This window comes from Marivita sp., assembly GCF_022763305.1.
Classification (GTDB): domain Bacteria; phylum Pseudomonadota; class Alphaproteobacteria; order Rhodobacterales; family Rhodobacteraceae; genus Marivita.
Genome location: NZ_JALEGT010000032.1, coordinates 1 through 3,830, shown reverse-complemented (window position 1 = coordinate 3,830; position 3,830 = coordinate 1). Strand labels below are relative to the sequence as shown.

The 3,830-nt window shown below is 61.4% G+C and carries 6 protein-coding genes and 1 pseudogene; 1 reads left to right on the top strand and 6 read right to left on the bottom strand.

Annotated elements, in window-relative coordinates; genetic code table 11:
- The 6 genes and pseudogenes from MRY75_RS05440 to MRY75_RS05415 form a co-directional block, all read right to left on the bottom strand.
- The coding region (locus MRY75_RS05440; protein WP_292306126.1) for a type II toxin-antitoxin system RelE/ParE family toxin at nt 1–225 on the bottom strand (225 nt) is incomplete at its 3' end.
- Complete coding sequence (locus MRY75_RS05435) at nt 222–491, bottom strand: hypothetical protein (RefSeq protein ID WP_028793121.1); 270 nt, start codon at nt 489–491, stop codon at nt 222–224. The genes MRY75_RS05440 and MRY75_RS05435, both read right to left, overlap by 4 nt.
- 283 nt (nt 492–774) lie before the next feature.
- Complete coding sequence (locus MRY75_RS05430; RefSeq protein WP_028793122.1) at nt 775–1,701, bottom strand: cation diffusion facilitator family transporter; 927 nt, start codon at nt 1,699–1,701, stop codon at nt 775–777.
- Nucleotides 1,691–2,462 (bottom strand): annotated as a pseudogene (locus MRY75_RS05425) (transglutaminase family protein). Before MRY75_RS05425 ends, MRY75_RS05430 begins: the two are co-directional and overlap by 11 nt.
- A gap of 69 nt (nt 2,463–2,531) precedes the next feature.
- Nucleotides 2,532–2,858, bottom strand: coding sequence for a YnfA family protein (locus MRY75_RS05420; protein ID WP_028793123.1), 327 nt, complete (start codon nt 2,856–2,858; stop codon nt 2,532–2,534).
- Nucleotide 2,859: 1 nt separating this feature from the next.
- Complete coding sequence (locus MRY75_RS05415; protein ID WP_028793124.1) at nt 2,860–3,288, bottom strand: helix-turn-helix domain-containing protein; 429 nt, start codon at nt 3,286–3,288, stop codon at nt 2,860–2,862.
- A gap of 176 nt (nt 3,289–3,464) precedes the next feature.
- Between MRY75_RS05415 and MRY75_RS05410 the strand changes: the two genes are divergently transcribed.
- Nucleotides 3,465–3,830, top strand: a 366-nt coding sequence (locus MRY75_RS05410; RefSeq protein ID WP_292306125.1) for an SCO family protein, incomplete at its 3' end; no start/stop codon positions are given.

Sequence of the window (3,830 nt, the reverse complement as noted above, 5' to 3'; positions counted from 1 at the left end):
TTGTTCGACGAAGAACAGGTAATGGTGCTGGCAACGATACGCCCTCACCCCGTCGAGCCCAGGCACATGTCTGGCCTGTACTCCGCCAGCCGCAATCCGCTCGCAGCAGAGATGAAGCGCATCTTGATAGACGTCGGCCTGGACCTCGTCCCATGTCTCCTGCGTGTAGAGCCAGATGTCGATGAGGTCTTCCCGCGCGGATCGCGTGAAGCGATAGGCTGTCATCTACGTCCCTGGCGGACCCGCGCCTCTCGCTTGATGTCGGCGGCAGTCGCGGTCACGACCTGACCCGCATCGGCCTCAGCGAGACGCGGGGTCAGCAATTCCTTAAGCGCCTGCAGCGCCTCGGCGTCCGTCATTGCGGCCGGGTTGGGGATATCGACTAACGCACGGCTCAGCACGTAGTCCTTGATGCTCTGCCCCTTCAGCGCGGCCATGGCCTTGAGCTGCTGGTGATCCTGGGGGCTGATATCGATCGACAGACGGGGCATTGCCGCCTCCATGAGCTTGGTGACCTAACATTGCAAGCCTTGCCAACCTTGACAACATTTGTTGTTTCTGTCGTTTGGCACGAACGACAGGCGGCTTCGCTTGGGCTGGGTCCACGTCCATGAGATCGTTGCTGCAATAGGCGTGGGCCGCCAGCTCACCCCAGGACAGGGTTTCCGTACCCATTTTCCGAAAGTACCGGGGATTGTTCGGGGTCACCTCAAGGTTCGTTCGCACGAGCGGGGGTTTCCGTACCGGATTCCCCCAAAACTGGTACGGAAAGTCCTACTCTGGAGTCGATTCATGCCCGTAAAGGCTCGCGTTCTGGTGAGCCCGTTCCTCACGCTCGCACTCGAGTGTCGAATGGGCGATACCGAATTCGTCGTAGAGCCCGCGCTTGATCTCGTCCTTGATGTCCTCGACCCGGTCCCAGGAACCAGCCTTGATAACGACATGGCAATCGAGTGCGGCGGCGTGTTCCTGCATCTGCCAAAAATGCGCGTGATGGATGCCTGCAACGCCGGCGACGCCCAGGATGGCGTCAACGACAGCGCCGTTGTCAATGTCAGGTGGGCTGCCCAGCATCAGCGTACGGATGGGGCCGCCGATCTCCGTGAAAGCCAGATAAAGAATATACAACGCGATACCGATGGTTATCGCCGGATCGACCCATCGCATGTCGTAGAGAATGATCAGCGCACCGCCGAGGATGACCGCCACGGAGGCAAGCGCATCCGAAAGGTTGTGCAGAAATAATGCGCGGATGTTTACGCTGCCCTTCTGCATCGAGTAGGTGAGAAACGCTGTCAGCGTGTCTACCGCCAAGGCCACGCCGCCCAGAATCACGACCGTCCAGCCGGCGACCTCGGGCGGATCGATCATCCGCATCCCGCCTTCGTAGATCAGGTAGAAGCCGACGAGGATCAACGTGGTGTAGTTGATGAGCGCGGCGACGATCTCGATCCGGCCGTAGCCGAAGGTCATTCGCTCGTCCGCAGGCCGCCGCGCGATCTTACGCGCCGCGAAAGCGATCACCAGCGATGCCATGTCCGAGAAGTTGTGCAGCGCGTCCGCGATCAGTGCGAGGCTGCCCGAAAGGATGCCACCAGCGATCTGCGCAACGGTCAGAAGCGCATTTGCCCAGATTGCGACCGAGACGCGGCGATCGCCGGAGTGGGGATCGATGTGGGCGTCGCCATGATCATGCGGCATGGGCGTCTCCTTCATGGCGGTGATTGAGCCGGTCAATGCCCGGCTTGAGTGGCAGACGCCCGTCGCGGATCCTGCGGACCCGAGCATTCATCCAGTGCCGGACAACGTGACGATAGAGCCAATCGCGCAACTGGCCAAACTCCTGCCGGTGCACATTAAAGAATTCGTCCGGCGTCTCGAATGTTCCCAGGTCCCGCGCAATGCCAATTTTCCGGATATACGTGCTGGCCCCCGCCCATTCGACCGGCGGGCGGCTCAGGCGCTCGGTTCCCGCACCATAGCCGCAGAGGCTGTCCGAGCCGCTGAACCCCCGCTGCAACGCTGCGAGGTAAGGCGCGTCGAGAATGAAACCCTCAAGGCCGATCCACGTGTCGCCGGCTTCCACCTCGATCCAGGAATCGAGGATTTCCGCGGGCGCGACCGGATAGACAAGCTCGGGGACGACACCGCGCTGGAGCGCCTTGTGAACGGTGAAGCCATGCAATCTGCACGGGATGTCGGCCCCCCCTGAGGAGCGCCATCAGCAACGTACCTTTGGTGTTGCATTGGCCGAAGCTATCCGCCAGCACCTGTGATGCAGGAATGTCGTCAGCCCGGCTGTAGCCGAAGGCGATCTCGTTCCGGACGAAATCGTAGATGGCACCGATCCGCTCGTAAGGCGGCAGGGCTTTCCAGCCCAGCGCGTGCAACAGCGCAGCGATGGTCGTGCTCTCAAAATCGAGGAGCCGCGTGGGGGCAAGCAATAGGTCTGCGTGGGTCATGACATCTCTCCTCGAACCGGTCAGGAAGAGAGATAATTGCTGCAGCGACTGTAGCCTCAAGCCCTGAATTCACTCACCGCGCGGCACGGCCAGGATGATTGCGGCGCCAACCAAGCAAACCAAAGTGCCGAGGATGTCCCATCCATCCGGCCTGTGCCCCTCCGCGAGCCACATCCACAGTACCGATGCCGCGATATAGACCCCGCCATAGGCCGCAAAGGCGCGTCCTGCAACCACGGTGTCGACCTGTGCCAGTAGCCAGCCGAAGGCCACCAACGCGGCCACGCCGGGCGCCAGCCAAAGGGCGGACGCGCCGAGACGCCACCAAGCCCAGATGGCGAAGCATCCGGCAATCTCGGCCAAGGCCGCAAGCGGATAGGCGAATACTGCCGGCATTTCAGGCGCCGATCTCATCGTGCTCCGTCAGGCACTCGGAGTGGTCACGCAGCACCTCCAGCACGCGGCAATCGGCCGTCTGCCCGCCACTGCATTCATGAACCATGCGCTTGAGTTCGGTACGCAGGGCTTCCAGTCGCGCAAGGCGCTGCTCGACCTGCTTCAACTGCCTGCGCGCAATGGTGTCGGCTTCGTGGCAGGGGCGATCGGGGTGATCGCTCAAGTCCAGCAGTTCCAGGATCGCTTCGAGAGAAAAGCCCAACTGACGCGCGTGCCGGATGAAGGCGAGCCGGTCCAGCTCGGCGTTGCCATAGCGGCGCTGGCCGCCGTCGGTCCGGCCAGGTTCCGGCATCAGACCGATCTGCTCGTAATAGCGGATGGTCTGGACCTTAGTGCCGGTTTTCCTGGCCAGATTACCGATCGTCAGCATGGGTGCCTCCGCAATGCTTAGGTCCTAATAGGTTTTGCGGTACGGGTTGGCAAGGCTATCAGCCTCTACACAGGTCCGCGAAGCCGACATAGATGACTGAACAAACGGGTTGAACCTCTAGTTGCTTGAGGGTGTAAACAGCCAAGAATTCAGAAATCATAGGCAGGCTAAGTGCATTGCGACTGACCGTTCTTCAAAAAATCCTCTGGGCGCTCGTGGGCGTTGCAGCGCTTGCTTTTGTCTGGTTGCAGCTCTGGGCTGATTACCGCAGGGATCAGGCCGCCGAGGTTGAGCCTGCGTTTCGCGCGACCTTTGAGTTGACGGATCACACCGGGATGGCGCGCACGGAGGATGATTACTCGGGCCGCTGGATGCTGGTCTTTTTCGGCTTCGTCAATTGCCCCGATATCTGCCCGACGACTCTCGCCGAGGTCGCCGCCGTCATGGACGGGCTGGGCGAGGATGCGGCGCAGGTTCAGCCGCTCTTCATTACCATCGATCCCGAGCGCGACACGCCATCGGTTCTCGCGGATTTCGTGCCG

Bases quoted from the DNA above. Each gene is read 5' to 3' on its own strand.
- MRY75_RS05435 (WP_028793121.1), bottom strand. From the start codon at position 491: ATGCCCCGTCTGTCGATCGATATCAGCCCCCAGGATCACCAGCAGCTC.
- MRY75_RS05430 (WP_028793122.1), bottom strand. From the start codon at position 1,701: ATGCCGCATGATCATGGCGACGCCCACATCGATCCCCACTCCGGCGAT.
- MRY75_RS05420 (WP_028793123.1), bottom strand. From the start codon at position 2,858: ATGCCGGCAGTATTCGCCTATCCGCTTGCGGCCTTGGCCGAGATTGCC.
- MRY75_RS05415 (WP_028793124.1), bottom strand. From the start codon at position 3,288: ATGCTGACGATCGGTAATCTGGCCAGGAAAACCGGCACTAAGGTCCAG.